The organism is Oligosphaera ethanolica (genome assembly GCF_030814695.1).
Lineage (GTDB): Bacteria > Verrucomicrobiota > Lentisphaeria > Oligosphaerales > Oligosphaeraceae > Oligosphaera > Oligosphaera ethanolica.
Genome location: NZ_JAUSVL010000001.1, coordinates 3,677,136 through 3,691,692 on the forward strand (window position 1 = coordinate 3,677,136; position 14,557 = coordinate 3,691,692).

Genomic DNA, 14,557 nt, shown 5'->3' on the forward strand with positions numbered 1-14,557 from the left:
CCTGCCACACCAACCTTGTCACGGACATATGGCATATCTTGAGGGGAGTTCGCGTGCCGCGTTGCGGGAGGATGAGTTTTGTCTTATTGCGCAACGACTTCAAAACTCCTCCGCGCAGCTGGGCAGGACCACCCGGACATGAAGAGGATTGAGGCGCTGCTAGAACCGGCGGAGTGACCATCTGCTTGCTGAGCCTGGACCGCCAGCGGCGTGAGGGCGCCGGTGCCGAAAGATGAATGCCGGAGAGTACATGTCGTGTAACTGAATCTGGGCGCCGGCGGAGTGATTGTCGGGCAACAGAATTGGTTGAAGGGGGCGGCGGTTCGCTGAGCCGCGGTCGCTCCAGGGTAATAACCTAGAGCGGGCTAAGCGTGTCGGTGACACGTGGCTGAGTCCGGGGAAAGAGGAAGTCCATGTTACAATGCCTGAAATGTCAACAGCGCCTCAGTGGCAAGCTCAAGACCTGTCCCCAGTGCGGGAGCGCTCTCCAGCTGCCATCGCGCGTGGGAAACTATGAGATAAGCGAATGCGTGGCGGACAGCCGGACGGCGTCCATCTTTCGTGCTTGCCGGGAAGGTACGGTGGAAGTCGTCTGTCTGCGTTTGTACGACGACGATGTCACGTTCACCCCGGAGCAGGCGCAAAGCCTGCGTGAGCGCATCGCCGCCCTGGGTGAATTGCCCGCCGACCGCTTCGTGCACACCATTGATTTTGGCTGTGACCAGACGACGGGCCGCTGGTTTCGCGTGACCCCCTGGCTGCCAAACGTCATGGCCTGGGGTGATCTCAAGAGCGAGGCCCTTTACCGGAACGACGAGCGCAAACGGCAATGGCTGAAACTGGCGCTCGACCTGGCTGAGTCCTTCGCTGAACTGCATCGCTTGGGAAGGGTAATCCCCGATTTCACCCTCGATGATTGCCTCCTCTATCGCAGCGATGAAGACCGCCTGCGCGTCCGCCTCGACGCCACCCTCGCGTCCTGCCTGGGCCCCGGCTCAGGGCGCGAAAAAGTGCGCGAACAGCATCCCGATTTCGCCCCCGGGCGGTCACTCTCCGAGCAGAGCGATATCTGGACCCTGGGCAGCATCCTGGTGGCCATGCTCAAGGGAACCTCGGCTATTGACGATTATGCCCGGGCGATGGACGAGATCAACGCCGAACGCCGGCCCGTTGCCGTCCATCCCGAACTCGGCGCCTTATTGCGCCAGATGGTGGATGTCGAGCCCGCCGAGCGGCCCCAAAGCATGGAACAGGTCGCCGAGTGCCTGCGCGGTTTGGGGCCGCACACTATCAGTGAATGGTGCGAGCTGGATCATCAGCGCAGGGGGCTCGGACGACGTATCTGGCTGGCCGCCGCCGTCGTCGTTCTTGTTGCGGTTGGCCTGACCACCTACCAGATCAGAAAAGTCCGCCGCGATACGGCAAATTGGCTTCAAGACGGCAAGTACTACGTCGACACGAACAGGGCGGAAACGGTCAAGCAGGTGCAGCTGGAAATCCAACGCGCCGATCCTGATCAGCGTGCCCAAGCCGTTCTGGAACGCTACGGTCGTTCCGTCGCTTTTGTCCTAGTCGAAGCATGGCTGGAACTCAATGGCCAAAAGAGAACTGTGCGCACCAGCATGGGAACGGCGTTTTTGGTCCACAGCGATGGGTATCTGCTGACGAATCGCCATGTCGTTGCTCCGTGGGTCAATAGTAAATTTGGAGAAGAACTGAACGAGGGGTTCGCCTTCGCGCGCCAAAAGGGTCTGAAATTCCGCTTCGGCGTCAATTACTGGCTATGGTTCAACGGCGATGAGGCTTTCCGGAATATCTCGGTTGCCGAGGGAGGCAATACGCAGCTCGCCGACCAGTTTCGCCTTGATACCGCATCCCGCAGTGCAGGAGAGAATCCGACATTGCGATTGGTCGGTGTTATGATCCCTCCAGATGAGATACCCGTGGCTATGAATTCCTTACACCAGAACGACGTGACCGTGCTGAAAGTCGATAAGCCGCCCATGGACGCCACTCCAATCCCGCTCAGCCTCGTGGTCCCTTCCCAGGGAAGCAGTCTGCTGGTATTGGGGTATTCGCAGGGACGTGATGCTATTCCCGGTACTCGCGCAGTTGCCCGGGCTTCGCGCGGCTCGGCTTCCGGCATCTTCGGGGACGCCATCGCCACTGATGCCGACATGCAGCCCGGAAACAGCGGCGGGCCGGTGTTCAATCTTGATGGCTTTGCAGTGGGTATTGCCTCTTCAGTGTTTGCTGAACAGGGGCATGCCGAAACCAGCATGGGACGCGTTTTGCCAATGGCCGTCGCCATGCCGTTTCTTGATGACATGCGAGCCGGCCGCCCAGCTTGGAACGGGCTGCCGCCTGAGGCATTTGAACCTGAACGGGCCGAAGCCCGCAAAGCCGCCGAAAATGGGCAGTGGGATAGAGCCCGCCGCCTCGCTTCCGTTGATGGCATAATGGGCAGCGACGTCGTCGCTTTGGAGGCGGCCATATACTGCATGGATCATGCGGGCTTTACTGCAGAAGGCCGGACAGCCCTTGAACACGCAGTGAGCATTTACCCGAACAATCCTTTCCCACAACTGCTCCTCTATTGGGATGCCTGGCGGCGCGGGCTGCCCGAAGCGCAGCGCCCTTGTCGCCAGCAACTGCTGGGCGCCGAATGGTGCTCACCCTTTGCACCCTATGGATTAGCAGCCCGCTCGCTGGACAATCCGGAAAACGCTGATCAGCAACTGCTGCTGGCGGAATCACCATCGGAGCTGGTTCTGCTGGCTTGGGCATGCGGCGCGGCAGCTGCCCGCAACGGCGACCGCGAACAGGCCGCCAGGCTCTTTGCCAAGGCGCTGGCGCATGTGTCAGACGAAGAGCAGGAGGCCCGGACGCTGATCACCGCCAGTCTCTGGTTCGAGTGCGGAAAACGCCCCGCAGACATCAGCAATTTTCCCGAATCGACTCCTCAACTTCAGCAATTCCAGGCCATTCAGGATGTCTTTGCAGAATTACTGAAAGGTAACTGGCTTGCTGCCGCAAAGGCCAGCGAAGAGTATTTCAAGGCAGCGCACCGCGAAAACGCCAACAGTCTGGGCGTCGGGCTTTTCCGCTGCCAATTGCATGGTCTCACCGGCAATGCCCTGGCCGAGAAACAAGCACTGGAGCAATTCCGTGACAGAATTAGCAATGACTGGTACAAACAGATTGCTGAAGTTCTTCTCGGCAACGCCGACAAACAGGCTGCCTTGGCGGCCGCCGCCGGCAAAGGCCCCGAGACAGTCACCCTGACGCTCGCTCTCGGCCTGCAAGCAGAGGCTCGCCAGGATAACGCCGCCGCCCTCGACTACTATCGCATAGCCCTCGAGACACCACTGATCACCTGGCTCGAATTCCAACTCGCCAAGACACGACAAAATGCACTGAATGAAAAAGAATAGAAACCTATAGTGGACCCCAAAAATTGGCCAAGGCCATACACGATGAAGACATTAACCGTTGTCCACCCCCAGGAGGTCCCCCAGATGAACAAGAAGAAGCGCCCTTTCACGCCCGAGTTCAAAGCCAAAGTAGCCTTGGCTATACTCAAATCCGCCCCCTGCGGGGTGGCTTCAATGTAGGGCTGCTCAGCCGCTCTGCTGCGGGATGCGGCCTGCGGCTTCGCAGGAGTGCAACAGCCCAGGGATAGCAATGCCACTATATCGGCAACGACCGTGCCGGCGGGTAAGACCGCCGGTGTCTTGAGCTTAGCGGTTGGTGTCGGATAGTGCCATGCCTAAAAAAACTCCGGGGTTTGGGGCAGAGCCCCAATCAAAGTCCGCATAGTCTATAAAAAACGAAGCCCAGAATTTCGTATTCACAGTAACCAGCACAATGTCGCGAAAGGTCGACGAGATGAAAACGCGAATAGTGCGATCTGGCATCATGGGGGGGGGACCCTTTCTTGCACCGTGTGCTCATGCCTTGTTAGAGGTAATTTTCGCGGACGATAATCTGGTTATGAGCATTTCAAGATGTTTTATTGCGTCTGAACGCGAAGCCGTTCCGGCTTCGCGTTTGATATCGTCAAAGTCTTGGTCGAATAATTTCACTGCCTTGATCACGGAAGGGCCGTGTCGGGTAAATACCGTTTTCTGGTAGTTTTGGCCGTAGAGAGGCACTACGGCATCCGCCAAAAACCAGTCTCCAACAATCACCAAACCAGTCTGTATCTCGCCTTTTGCGAAGACCACTTCAACATGGTCATCGGGCATCGATGAAAGCACATCTATAAGCGTCTTGATGCGGGTAATCGTGGCGTCTGCGCCGTGCGATTTCACTGCTTCCGGATCAATAATCAGGCGGCAACCGGCAGATCGTGCATGTCTTTCCATGATTTGGCGTTCATCCCGCAGCGATTGCCGCTCCTCCAGGGAACGTTCGTGCCCGTCTTCCCGGTCTTTCCAAACGGATGCACCAGGCCTTTTGTCAGGAATGCTGAAGGAGCCAAAGGCGCTTCGCTGTCTAATCATGCCGTACTGATTGAGTTTTTCAACATCACTGGCATACTCCACAAGTAGTCTGGTACGATCACTCAGGCTTTGTGCACACTGAAAGACGGAGTCGCCCGGTGAGGTTTTGGATGCTGCACGATATTCGATGTATTCGGGAGTCAGTTTGTCTTCTATTTCAGCGACAGTTTCTAATGTCAATGCTTGAAGTTGTGTAGCCAAACCATCTGGGAGGGAACCAAAAGCCAATGGGAAAATTGGTATGGAAAGGCCCATCGCATACCCGATCTCCTGGTGAACCCAAGGTCGGGATGCGGCCTCTTTTGTCAGTATGGGCATGAAGACATGCGCGTGGGCAATAAAACGCCGGATCTCATCAGAAAACTTGTCGCCCGGCTTTAAGTTCTGGTCAAAAAGAGGACTTGCGCCGATAGCGTGAAGACGATTGACTACAGCATCCATAAGCAACTGATCTTCAGCTGTATGCGTATAACTTACAAAGACTCGGTATTGATGGAGCATGTTATAACTATCCTTACCCCTGAAAACCGGGAAATCAGTAGAGCCACTTCATACTATCGCTACGGGAGAAAGGTAATACCTAGTCGTGAAATGTTAAAACGCCATTTTGTTGATATGTGGAGCAGTAAAGAGGCCCCCAAGTCAAGGGCAAACAGTCACGAATTATCACTTGCTCATGGATTCACGGGGGCATTGAACTGCGAAGCCACAGGCCGCATCTCCGCAGGAGAGTGGCTGAGCAGTCCTAAATAGAAGTCCGCCCTGCGGCGGAGTGGGTACACTCGTAGTCAAGATCCCTCATTGGTCAGTGGCCTTCACTTGGCATTTGCAAGGCGCGGCAGATTTGTCCGATCAGGGAGTGGTTGTGCAGGACATTGAGGTGATGTTCCACAAAGCGGCGGAGCATACGGTATTGCCGTCTGCCGATATCAGGGCAGTTCTTTTGCATGGTCAGCCGTTCATCGAAGCGGATGGCTTCTATGACTGCTCTGGACACGCCTGCTTCGTCGCCGATATCAGCCAGGGTGATGGCCTTGTACCATTGTAGATAGGAGACTTCGCACGGATCATGGTTGTCCTTGGGGCGCAAGCGCAGAACCTCATCGCGGTGCTTTTCGACATCCGGCCGATCTGGCGAGGCATCGCGAAGCCGCAACAGCAGGAGCAGTCGCAAATGCAGTTGCGCTACCCTGCCGATCCGGTAATTGGCATCCGTTTTGACGACCGTTGGAATATAGGCCTCGATTTTGCGCAAGGTATCTATGGTCTTGTCGAGATCGGCATCGTTGTGCGTTAGCAGCCATTTCCAAAGTTGCAAGCCGGACAACGCTTGGTAGGCTTTGAAGACCTGACATGCTTCTACCCCGGCGGGCGTTTTATCGGTGTCCTGAGCGGGGACTATGTCGCATGCCCGTTGCGTCATGGCTTGTCCCTTTTTGACGCCATCGATAGCGGGCACCATGTTGCATGCCCGTTGCGTCATGGCCAGTCCCCTTTCGGCGCCATCGATACTGGAATGTCACTCAGAAAGAGCTGATCCGTAGTTGAGAAGGTCCTCAAATCCCAGGCGGGATACTTTGTCCAGCCCGTCATAGATATCACAAGCCAGAGCGTATTGTTCGAAATCAAAGAGACGCCGCGCGATGCGGGCTGCTTCAGGAGGCAGTGACTTTGCGCGCAGACACAGGTGCCCGAGGGTGCGTGCGCCAAAGGCGCAATTCTCGTGTTCCGGGATGAGTTGCTCCAGAGGCCTACCTCCTGCTGCCAAATGCTCGGCCACCGTCAGCTGGTATGAATCAAGATCGGCAAGGGAATCTTGCTTGTGCAGTTCCGTGCCGGCATGAACCCCATCGTTGTACGACGGCTGGGGCGTAAATACGTTCTCAAGCAGCGCATGGACTGGACTGTCAGGAGTTCCGCGCTTGGCCCCTTCAAGTGCCGTTTGCAGTTTTGGAACAACATCTTCAACGGTTTCCCAATCCAACTCGTGCCCATCGTACTTGTAGAAGATGACCCGTGACAGCTTGATGTCAAAGGGCAAATCCGAGCCCTCCCGGCAGATCAGGACCGTGCCTTTCGGCGCGAGCACATGTCGGATGCCAAGTTCATAATAGACATTCGGGTTTTCGGAAGAGAGATCCGCCAACACGACGGCGCGGTCGCGTAATTCCTTGAACATGTCGGAGTGGATGATATGCGCGCCGGTCTGTTCATCGGCCCGGATGGGCTCCATGCCCGCCTGGCGGATAGCCCGCTTGATGATGACGCGATAGACCTTATCGAAATCGTAATTTCCGTGATTGCCATCCCTGATCGGCTTTATCCCGAATGGCATGATGACAAAACATTTGTCGCGTTCCTGCTCCTTCATGGGTACAGCTCTTCCTTCCTCAGTTTCTGCTGTTGTTATCTTCGGCTCATTACTACCGACACTACGCAATGACATGGCAGTCAAGCCGCTGCTGGCTGGCTTTGAGATAGGCAATTGATGACCTTAGTGCAAATACGTTAGGAGGCAAAAGACACGGCTAGCTTTCATGCTGGTGGTTTTCAGTTCAGGTGGTCTGCCGCGACGGTGGCGCGGGCGTAGTCGGCGCCGGAGCGACGAAGAAAATCCATGGCGTTTAGGTTGTCAATGTCCAGGAGGTTGCCAAATTGAGGATCGATGATTTCCTCCTGTTTGAAAAGCCGGTTGTAGCGCAGGTAGGTGAATAGCTTGTCAGGGATCAGTGAGCTTTGCTTGAGGTCGCCGATTTCGGAGTCGATGTGGTTACCGACGAGGCAGCGGCCCCAGAGGCGGCAGAGCAGGTCTTCGTGCGCGGTCACTGAGTCGAGGATCAGATTGAAGGCGAATTTGGCCTGTTCAAGCAGGTGCATGTCTTCCACGCTGGTGGGCATGGGGTACTTGCGGGTCATGCCGGTGCCGACCGAAACCAGCAGGAGTTGCTCCTCCCCGGCGGGAAAGTTCAGCCGGTATTCAGGCATGGTCGCAAAAAGGAAAGCAATCAGCGCCGGATTGCTGTAGGGCGAAACACAGCCGTCGATAAAATGGAAGTCCTGTTGCCCCAGGGCGAGTTTTACGGGTTCGAAGAAGGTCGGTGCGGCGGTGCTTGCCCGGACGATCTGCCACAGGGGCAGATTGAGATTGCAGTCGGGCAGTGCACGGTCGTTGTATTTGGTGGCGGGGTTGTTGCAGATTGGCCAGGAAGACCCCGTTGTGGCATTGCGCATGACGACCAGCAGCAGCGTTTTCAGGCGGGAGGTGCCGAGGGTGGCCGGGCAGCCATCGGCTTCGACGAGGGTGTTACGCAGGAAGGCGTCGAAAAGATCGCTGCGGAAACGGCTTTTATGGCGGCGGTGCCATTGGTTTGGCATGAAGATGTCCTTGGCCCGTTCTCGGTAGAGGGTGGCGATTTGGTCAATGGTCATTCCCCAGGAGATGCAGGTAGCAATGATTGCGCCGGTGCTGGTGCCAGCGATCAGATCGAAGTACTCGTGCAGGGGGACGCCGTGCTTCTTGGTGACTACGGTTTCGATTTCCCGGAGGATTTCGATGGCCAGCACACCGCGGATGCCCCCGCTGTCGATCGCCAGTATCCGCTTCATGGATTGTTCTTCCTCAATGAGTTGTCTGCTTTTGATCCGGCTCGCCTATCGCAAAGGGATGGTGTACTGCGGTTTTCCGCCGTCACCGGTGTCCGATATGGCATTGTAGAGAATGGTCAGCAGTGACAGAGTCGTCTTGGAGCGCATGTCGTCATTGTCAATCCAGTACCATTGTCCGCGGTAACGAGTGGCGCAGTAAGCATCGTTGGTCTGGGTACCGCAGTGAATTTTGAGGAAACGGCAGGACTTTGGGTTGGGAGCATCGCCCTGCATGGCGTTGTTATCATGCGCTGGGACTGCAGTGGAAAGATCATAGAGGGTTCCCAGCAGTGAGCGATAGATCAGGACGGTGTGGTCATCGGCGAGGTAGTGGTCACGGAAACGTTGGATAACGGCAGCGTCATGCTGGGTTGCAAAGCGGGTCAAGACAATGCCAGCCATGACCAGGGCATTTTGGCTGCGCTTTTCCTCGCTGTCCAATCCAATGATGGTGGGAGCACGCCTGGCTTTAAATGGGTCGCGATAATCAAAATCAGAAATGTCACCGATTTGCATCATGAGTGCGGCAAAGCGTTTACAGTCCATTTCGTCGGGGAAGGGCGCTGCGGCCAGCGGCCGGGAAGGGGAGGGCGTGCCCACAGGCAGACGTTCGGTGAACAGCTCCCAGATGTCGAAGAAGTCAAAGCCGGAGATGCCCAGGGTCATCATGGTTTCGAGCGGTATTGGCCGAGTCAGGTGCTGGGAGAACTCGATGCCCTGCAAGGGGCGGTAACTGATGGTGGGTTGCTGAGAATAGCCGAGTTGCGCGCCCGTCGAGCCTTGGCGGTTGCGCACGTCGGTTGGGGTGGCTCGGGTGAAGTTGAAGCTGGCGGAGGCTCCGCTCGAAAGGTTCTCGCTGGCGGCGATATTGACGACGGACATGAACGCTGGCGAGGCGCGGAAGCGCAAGCGCACAATATTGTTCAGCAGTTGCTGGTCGGTCGCCTGAGCGACGGCTTCGTTGAAGCCCGGTAGATCCCGTTCTATGCTTTTCGTGCCGATGTGTGTACAGCCTGTCGCGATTAACAGTCCTGCCAGCAAAGCCAGTATGCATCCCTTCATTGCCCAACTCCCTGTTGATTGCTGTCGTGAGAAAGATCACCTGTTTTGAACGCGAAGCTGCACTTCGGCGCCCGGCTTGAAGAGCGGGGTGAAGCCCACCCCGATACTCAATATGCAACCGATTGATGCTGAAACGCTATCGGCCTGTTGCAGCCGTTGCCGACGGTAGCCGCAAACTTTACTGTGTCCAGATGCCGCCGTCAAGGCCTCTATTTCCACGGCGCTTATCCTTGGCAATCGGTCAGTGATTGATTCTTGTTGTCCCTGCAAGCTGGGGAGCCAAGCACGCCCTCGGCATCCCTGGCCGCAAATCGGCAGAAGCGCTGATAGCGCGACCGACGATAGCCATGGGTGGCGCGCCAAGGTTGTGGTCCCGGCTACTGTTGCGTCTCTACGAGGCGCTGACTCTAGGTGACCTTCCTTCCCCAGGCTGAAGCATGGGGTTAAGCATGGTTAAGCGCCTACGGCGCAAAAACATCGCCAGCGAATGACGGCGGTTTTCGGCTCGGATCGGACGAATCACGTCGTCAGATCGGCCAAGTTCGGCCCAGAGGGCCGCACCATGCGTAACCCCGGGTGAGGCGCCCAGAGGGCGACGCAACCCGGGGGAGGACGACAACGTAGGATTGCGCTTGGAGGGCGCTACATTGGCCTGGTCTGGCACGTCGAGTCACACCGCGCCGGAGAGTGAAATTACTGGCAGTCAGTATCAATCACTGACCGATTGCTATCCTTGGGGCGTCACGCCTAACTCTGATTCACTGTGATGCCCGGGGGGCGCTCGCTAGTCCAGACCAGACGAGCTCAGCAAGTATCCAAGCCTCACTCTGGCGAGACGGGCGGGGACGTGCTATGCAAATGTGGCGCCCACCGCGCGCTGTTGTTTGTGTTGTCGATCCCCTGGGGTGCAGCGCCCAGCCGGGTACCGAACCCGCCCATGGTTATGCATGGAACGGCCCACATCGTGGACAAACGCCGTGCCAGCGGCCATCATCTTGGGCGCTGCCGTCCCAGGGCGCGTCCAAGAGTCCCCGGAGTCAGCCAACCGGTCCTCGAAGCCCAAGAGGTACCCAATCAGTCCAAGGCGTTCCATGCGTCATTCCCCACGGTCCCAGGCGTCTCCAGAAACCGGTGGGTATCAATGAGTGAGGGATTACTCTGATAGGCCCCGCTTGCTGCCTTCACCATCGGGCCTTACTCTTTTCCCGGAGCATTGCCTCAATTCTCTTCATATCCGGGTGGTCGTGGCCGGCATCACGAAGGAGCATGAAGTCGCTGCGCGCCTCGTCGTTCCACTCACGCCCGTCAAGAAAGGAGGTCCTGGCGTACTTCTCGTAGATGGCCTTGGCCTTCTCGAACTGGCCGTTGAACAAGTATGCGTGGGCGAGATTCAGGCGGGCCGGGCAAGCTTTGTCGTGGCCGAGAAGGGCGACGGCTTGCTCGCCATCAGGTAAGGCTGCAGCGAAGCGTCCCGCCAGTAGCCTATACCAAGTAAGTCGGGGCAGCACATCATCGGCAAGAAGCTGAATGTGACCAGGGCGGTCAGTCAACTGCCTATTGACAAGGGCGACAAGCTGCGCAGACCATCCAGCAGCCGCAGGGTAATCCTTGCCACGAAACGAGAGTTCTGACAATTGAGAAAGGATTAGCAACCTCCAGCGGCCCCCGTCTAGTGTGGTGTCGGACACGGCGACCAGTGCCTCCATATACAGAGTCCGCGCATCTGCTTGGTAGTCGTTTCGAGCGGCCTGAGCGGCAGCGCAGCAGAGGGCATGGACCAGTTCGATCCGAGAGCGTTTGCCGGCGGCGACTTCAGTGCGAATCGCAGCCAAGTCAAAGACGGGTTGCTTCCATATTAGCGCCAGCATCGCGTTATGTCCCCTGTCCGCGGCCAACCAAGCTGCTGTCCGACCGGCGATATCCGGGGTGTCCGCAGGCACGCCTACCTCGATGGCCAAGGCGACCTCGGACAAATCGCCCTGCCGGGCGGCTTCGATCATTCTATCTGGATGCGCTAGAAGATACTCACGCACGGTCTGGTCGTGAAAGGGGGAGATTGGGCGGTCCAGGGGGGCGTTGACAACCCAGCGGACCAATCCTCCCATCACTGGGTTGTCGGTATGATGTAAAAGCTCATTCCTTAACCGCACCCGTTCCTCTCCAGGCACTGCCTGCAACAGGCCGGTGTCAGAATCTAGGCGAAAGCCTGCGACGAGGGCAGCCAACTGGCCGATGAGTTTCACTTCATCCGGCCCCAGCTTCAGGGGGATAGGGGGAAACGGCCATAGCTTCGCGGAGCCCTCGTCCGATACCGTAAGCAACCAGTGCCCGTCCGGGCTGAATTCGGCACTCCGGACTGCATCTTGATGTTGCATGGGGTTGCTGACGGGCTTGCCGGTCGCCGCATCCCAGACCTGCGCAGAAAGGTCGCTCGACCAAGTCAGAACCCAATTGCTATCGGCACTGAAGCTTGCACCGTAGATGTCACCATCATGTTGCATGGGCGCGCTAACCGGCTTGCCGGTCCTCGCCTCCCAGACTTGTGCCGTTTGATCGCTCGAACTGGTGAGGATTAGCTTGCCATCAGCAGTGAATCCCCCGATATTGCAACCGCCCTCGTGACGCATGAGTTCACTGACCGGCCTGCCCGTTGTTGCGTCCCAGACCCGTGCCGTCCAGTCCTCCGACGCTGTGGCGACCAGGCTGCCATCCGGGCTGAAAATGGCCTCGCAGATGAAATCATTGTGGCGCATCGGTTCGCAGACCGACTTGCCAGTCGCGGCATCCCATACCCGTGCTTCCCCATATTCCATCATTCCCTGCTTGGTAAGTACCCGGATACTGTCAGGGCTGAAGGCCGCAAAGCACATATTATGCTCTGGCCCAATCTCCTCGCCAACTGGCTTTCGGGTTGCCGCATCCCAAACTTGAACCTTGAGATTACCAAACTCGCCTGACTCCGTAACCACCCAGCGCTTGTCTGGACTGAAGGCTACCCCGTACACCTCACCCCTGTGTCGCATTGGTTCACCCACTGGGATGCCGGTCGCCGCATCCCACACTTGGGCCTCGCCCTCGCCGATGAGGTCCATTTCGCCCGACTCTGTAGCCCCCCAATTCGATGTTCCGGACGCTGTCACGACCCAGCGACTGTCTTGGTTGAATTGCGCGGAGTTAACGGTTGCCTTGTGAGATAGCGGTTGGCCTGCCGGTTTGCCTGTCGCCGCTTCCCAGACCTGAACTGTGTTGTCGTTCAACGCGGTGAGAACCCAGCGACCGTCGGGGCTGAAGACTGTGCGGAATAGGAATATCTCGGGCTTGTGTTGCATAGGCCGGCAGATGGGGCTTTCCGTCGCGACATCCCAAATCTGCACCGTGCTAACGTTCGATGTGACAAGCACCCGGCGGCCATCCGGACTGAAAGTCGCACGTTCAACACTCTCACCGGGAAATACCGGTCGGCTGACCGGCATCCCCGACCTTACTTCCCACACCCACACGCTGCCACCCGACGAAGTGGCTGCGCGACGGCCATCCGGACTGAAACTCGCGTCCCAGACGGCGCGATCATGCCGCATCGGTTCGCCAATGGGTTTGCCTGTGGCTGCCTCCCACACCTGTGCGCTCTTGTCATAACCGGCGGTGACGATCCAGTATCCGTCGGGAGTGAAGGCCGCTGAGCTGACCATCGCCTCGTGCCACATCGCCTCACCACTGAATGGCGCGCCAGTTAACATTTCCCATACCATCGCACACCCCTTTTCCCACGTCCCACGTCCTCCTGTTCGAGTGAAGCCAAACGCCCCCCTTGTGGTGAGAACAGAACCGCCCTCAGGACTGAATGTTGCAGACCGTATGTCGTCTTGGAGGTTGGGTTCAGCAACGAGCGTGCCAGTGCCAGTGTCCCAGACACACCATCCACCCGAGTGACCGCACAGGAGGGGGCCATTCACTTCGCCGAACACGGTAAGAACCCGGCGACCGTCGGGGCTGAATTGCGCACTGGCGACCTCATCGTTGTGGTGCAGAGGTTCGCCGAGGGGTTTACCCGTGGCCGCATCCCAGACCCGTGCAGCCTTGTCCCTGCAAGCAGTAACGATGCGCGTCCCGTCGGGGCTGAATTGCGCACAGTTAACCATGCCTTCGTGATGCATGGGGGTGCCAATAGCTTCACCCGTGGCCACATCCCAGACCCGCGCGGTTTTGTCCCAGCTCGCGGTGACAATGCGCGTACCGTCGCGACTGAATTGCGCAGTGGTGACGACATCTTCGTGATGCAGAGGCCCGCCAAGGGGATTACCCGTGTCCGCGTCCCAGACCCGCGCAGCCTTGTCCCCGCCCGCGCTGATGATGCGCGTGCCGTCAGGGCTGAATGCTACAGAGTTGACCGACTCGCCGTGCTGCATCATTGCGAGCAAGCGGGGACGGTCTTCCCGGACAACCAGAGAAACAAATCGGGCCTGGCTGGCCAAGTGATCCGGATTGTGGCTCAAAGCCCGGGCTACGTAGGCCAACGCAGCGTCAGACTGGTCACTCTCTAGCAGATCGCAGGCCTTCAGAAAATCAGACTGTGCGGCTTGCATCCTCGTCTTCTGCTCACTCTCAACGGCCTTTCCCTCAGCCTGTTTTGCCAGAGTCTCTGCGGTTAGGGCCCGATCCCGTTGCCTCTGCGCTTCGCGTTTCTGGGTCCAGGCGATGAACGCCAGCGTGCCGAACACAGCGAGGAGAACGGCTGCGACAATGGTCGCCACCAACCGCTTCCGGGCCTGCGCCCGTTCATGGCGGCGGTAGAGCTGGTCGAAATCAAGCTGGGCGATGCCTGCGAGGATCTTGAGGAATCCGCGCGCCTTGCCGTCGCCTTCCTTGCGCAGGTCGCCGGCGATGGGTTCGGCCGGATAGCGCAGCGCCGGAGGAAAGCACTCGTCCTGCTCATGTCCCCGTGCGGTTGCGTTGGGCTCGCCGTCGAGAATCAGAGCGAGGATGCGATTGCCCTTTCCCATTGCCTGGTAGTCTACGATTTCCTTGTTGACCCACTGGGACCGGGCGGCGTTTCTGGAGCACAGGACGACCAGAAAGCGGGATGCCTCAAGGGCCTTGCGGATTGCCTCGCCAAGATCCGCCGAACTGGCCAGTTCGTCACGGTCGCGGAAGATCGGGCGCAGGTTCTTCCCTAGAACCGCGCCGTCGAATAGCTCCTGGCCGCGGAACTCGGGGGGAATGGGATAGGTTTCGAGCCGTCGGTGCAGCCACTGCCCCACTCGCCGGTCCTTCGACGAGTAGGAGATGAACGCCCAGTAGCTCTTTGTCTTGCCGTTCTCCATCAGCGACGTTCCTCTTTGCCGGCG

At 58.1% G+C, this 14,557-nt stretch carries 9 protein-coding genes; 2 read left to right on the plus strand and 7 right to left on the minus strand.

Annotated elements, in window-relative coordinates; translation table 11 throughout:
- Positions 1-416: 416 nt before the first annotated feature.
- Positions 417-878: a hypothetical protein gene (locus tag J3R75_RS12720; RefSeq protein WP_307262088.1), complete on the minus strand. Its 462-nt coding sequence runs from the start codon at positions 876-878 to the stop codon at positions 417-419.
- A gap of 132 nt (positions 879-1,010) precedes the next feature.
- On the opposite strand from J3R75_RS12720, the gene J3R75_RS12725 reads away from it, so the two are divergent.
- A complete protein-coding gene (locus J3R75_RS12725; RefSeq protein ID WP_307262090.1) occupies positions 1,011-3,434 on the plus strand; it encodes a trypsin-like peptidase domain-containing protein in 2,424 nt (807 codons plus the stop codon).
- Positions 3,435-3,476: 42 nt separating this feature from the next.
- A complete protein-coding gene (locus J3R75_RS12730) occupies positions 3,477-3,614 on the plus strand; it encodes a hypothetical protein (protein WP_307262092.1) in 138 nt (45 codons plus the stop codon).
- Between the two features lie 336 nt (positions 3,615-3,950).
- Here J3R75_RS12730 and J3R75_RS12735 read toward each other — a convergent pair whose 3' ends face one another.
- The 6 genes from J3R75_RS12735 to J3R75_RS12760 all read right to left on the minus strand — a co-directional run bounded on the left by J3R75_RS12735 (position 3,951) and on the right by J3R75_RS12760 (position 14,533).
- A complete protein-coding gene (locus tag J3R75_RS12735) occupies positions 3,951-5,006 on the minus strand; it encodes a toll/interleukin-1 receptor domain-containing protein (protein WP_307262093.1) in 1,056 nt (351 codons plus the stop codon).
- A gap of 304 nt (positions 5,007-5,310) precedes the next feature.
- Entirely contained in the window at positions 5,311-5,988 is a 678-nt protein-coding gene (locus tag J3R75_RS12740) for a hypothetical protein (protein ID WP_307262095.1), read from the minus strand.
- 36 nt (positions 5,989-6,024) lie between these two features.
- Positions 6,025-6,876 (minus strand): hypothetical protein, encoded by an 852-nt coding sequence (locus J3R75_RS12745; RefSeq protein ID WP_307262096.1) that lies wholly within the window; start codon positions 6,874-6,876, stop codon positions 6,025-6,027.
- Between the two features lie 179 nt (positions 6,877-7,055).
- The gene (locus tag J3R75_RS12750) at positions 7,056-8,111 is read right to left on the minus strand and encodes a patatin-like phospholipase family protein (protein WP_307262097.1); all 1,056 of its coding nucleotides are present in this window, start codon (positions 8,109-8,111) and stop codon (positions 7,056-7,058) included.
- Between the two features lie 45 nt (positions 8,112-8,156).
- A complete protein-coding gene (locus J3R75_RS12755) occupies positions 8,157-9,212 on the minus strand; it encodes a hypothetical protein (protein ID WP_307262098.1) in 1,056 nt (351 codons plus the stop codon).
- 1,181 nt (positions 9,213-10,393) lie between these two features.
- Positions 10,394-14,533, minus strand: coding sequence for a TIR domain-containing protein (locus tag J3R75_RS12760; protein WP_307262100.1), 4,140 nt, complete (start codon positions 14,531-14,533; stop codon positions 10,394-10,396).
- Between the last annotated feature and the right edge of the window lie 24 nt (positions 14,534-14,557).

Coding starts and splice junctions, on each gene's coding strand:
- J3R75_RS12730 (WP_307262092.1), top strand. CDS start 3,477: ATGAAGACATTAACCGTTGTCCACCCCCAGGAGGTCCCCCAGATGAAC.
- J3R75_RS12720 (WP_307262088.1), bottom strand. CDS start 878: ATGCAGTTCAGCGAAGGACTCAGCCAGGTCGAGCGCCAGTTTCAGCCA.
- J3R75_RS12745 (WP_307262096.1), bottom strand. CDS start 6,876: ATGAAGGAGCAGGAACGCGACAAATGTTTTGTCATCATGCCATTCGGG.
- J3R75_RS12760 (WP_307262100.1), bottom strand. CDS start 14,533: ATGGAGAACGGCAAGACAAAGAGCTACTGGGCGTTCATCTCCTACTCG.
- J3R75_RS12750 (WP_307262097.1), bottom strand. CDS start 8,111: ATGAAGCGGATACTGGCGATCGACAGCGGGGGCATCCGCGGTGTGCTG.
- J3R75_RS12755 (WP_307262098.1), bottom strand. CDS start 9,212: ATGAAGGGATGCATACTGGCTTTGCTGGCAGGACTGTTAATCGCGACA.
- J3R75_RS12740 (WP_307262095.1), bottom strand. CDS start 5,988: ATGACGCAACGGGCATGCAACATGGTGCCCGCTATCGATGGCGTCAAA.
- J3R75_RS12735 (WP_307262093.1), bottom strand. CDS start 5,006: ATGCTCCATCAATACCGAGTCTTTGTAAGTTATACGCATACAGCTGAA.